1 pseudogene is annotated in these 2,298 nt (G+C 56.0%); it reads left to right on the forward strand.

What is annotated here, in order from left to right:
* Positions 1–31: 31 nt before the first annotated feature.
* Positions 32–2,298 (forward strand): annotated as a pseudogene (locus ADJ24_RS15080) (Tn3-like element Tn5403 family transposase); the annotation flags it as partial.

The following is a 2,298-nucleotide window of genomic DNA, read 5'->3' on the forward strand; positions in this document are numbered from 1 at the left end:
TTGAATAAGACAAAAGGCTGCCTCATCGCTAACTTTGCAACAGTGCCGATCAAACGAGGATCTTGCTCATCGTTTTATTGTGCGGTGTCGGGAAACTTCCACCATTCTGCCCGCAGTATCGACAATCGAGCGCTTGTGCGCGGATGCTCTGGTCGCCGCTGAGCGGCGGATTGAAACGCGGATTGCGGAAAATTTAACAGCGGATGTTCGCGATCACCTGGACAAACTTCTGAGTGAAATGCTCGCCGGCAATATCAGTCGTTTCATCTGGCTTCGCAACTTCGAGGTTGGTAACAACTCGGCTGCTGCTAACCGTTTGCTCGACAGGCTCGAATTTCTGCGTACCCTGAATATCAATCATAGTGCTTTGGCCAGCATACCTGCCCATCGCATTGCCCGGCTGCGTCGGCAGGGTGAACGCTACTTCACCGACGGTTTGCGTGACATCACTTCGGACCGCCGCTGGGCGATCCTTGCCGTCTGTGTTGTGGAGTGGGAAGCGGCGATTGCTGATGCCATAGTCGAAACCCATGACAGGATCGTAGGAAAAACCTGGCGGGAAGCGAAGCGCCAGCATGACGAAACAATTTCCGGCTCTAAAGCCACACTCACGGATACGATCCGTACCTTCACCGCGCTGGGAGCTTCGTTGCTTGAGGCCCGCAGTGACGGAACCCCGCTGGAGATGGCTGTCGCCAGTTCGGTTGCATGGGACCGGCTCGCTCAACTGGTAGCGACAGGGACTCAACTCAGCAACACGCTAGCCGATGAGCCTCTTGCATATGTCGGGCAGGGATACCATCGCTTTCGTCGTTATGCGCCCCGCATGTTGCGCTGTCTGAAGCTCGAAGCCGCGCCGGTCGCCGGACCATTGGTAGCAGCAGCTTTGTCGATCGGAGAGATGAAAGGTGTTGCATCGCCAGAAAGGCGTTTCCTGCGGCCCAGCTCCAAATGGAACCGTCATTTACGAGCTCAGGAAAAAGGAGATACCCGTCTTTGGGAAGTGGCGGTACTCTTTCACCTCCGGGATGCTTTTCGTTCCGGAGATGTCTGGCTCGCTCATTCGCGCCGCTATGGTGACCTCAAGCAGGTACTGGTGCCGATGATCGCGGCGCAGGAAAATGCAAAACTGGCCGTGCCTTCCAACCCACAGGATTGGCTGGCAGACAGAAAGGCGCGACTCACGATCGCTCTTAAGCGGCTGGCCCGGGCTGCCCGTAACGGCACTATTCCGCACGGTAGCATAGAAGATGGAACGTTGCGGATCGACAGGTTGACAGCAGACGTGCCGGATGGTGCCGAGGCACTCATACTGGATCTGTATCGCCGAATGCCGTCCGTTCGGATTACCGACATGCTGCTTGAAGTTGATGCAGCCCTTGGTTTCACAGATGCGTTTACCCATCTGAGAACCGGGGCTCCATGTCGCGACCGGATCGGTCTGCTCAACGTCCTGCTCGCTGAAGGGCTCAATCTGGGCCTGCGTAAGATGGCGGAAGCTACAAACACGCATGATTACTGGCAGCTCTCACGCCTTGCCCGCTGGCATGTTGAAAGCGAAGCCATGAACCAGGCATTGGCAATTGTGGTGGCCGCGCAGGGTAAACTGCCGATGTCACGCGTCTGGGGGATGGGCACGTCAGCATCGAGCGATGGTCAGTTTTTCCCGACAGCGCGGCATGGCGAAGTCATGAACATGGTCAATGCCAAATATGGTTCTGTTCCCGGCCTCAAAGCGTATACTCACGTAAGCGACCAGTTCGCGCCATTCGCTTGTCAGTCGATCCCGGCGACCGTGAGCGAGGCACCGTATATTCTCGATGGACTACTGATGAACGAGGTCGGTCGCCATGTTCGCGAACAGTATGCCGATACAGCAGGATTCACCGACCATTTGTTCGGAGCCAGTAGCCTGCTCGGCTACAATCTCGTTCTGCGAATCAGGGATCTGCCATCGAAGCGGTTGTACGTATTTAATCCCGATACGACCCCCAGGGAGTTACGCAAGTTGGTAGGTGGAAAAGCCCGGGAGGATCTTATCGTTGCGAACTGGCCTGATATTTTCCGTTGTGCCGCGACGATGACCGCTGGCAAAATCAGGCCCAGCCAACTCCTGCGCAAGCTCGCTTCTTACCCACGACAAAACAACCTTGCAGTTGCGCTTCGTGAAGTTGGTCGTATTGAACGGACCCTTTTCATTATTGAGTGGATCCTGGATACGGACATGCAGCGGCGTGCTCAGATCGGTCTTAACAAGGGAGAGGCCCACCATGCGCTCAAAAATGCGCTCCGTATCGG

The organism is Enterobacter sp. 940_PEND (assembly GCF_001059415.1).
GTDB lineage: Bacteria > Pseudomonadota > Gammaproteobacteria > Enterobacterales > Enterobacteriaceae > Enterobacter > Enterobacter cloacae_M.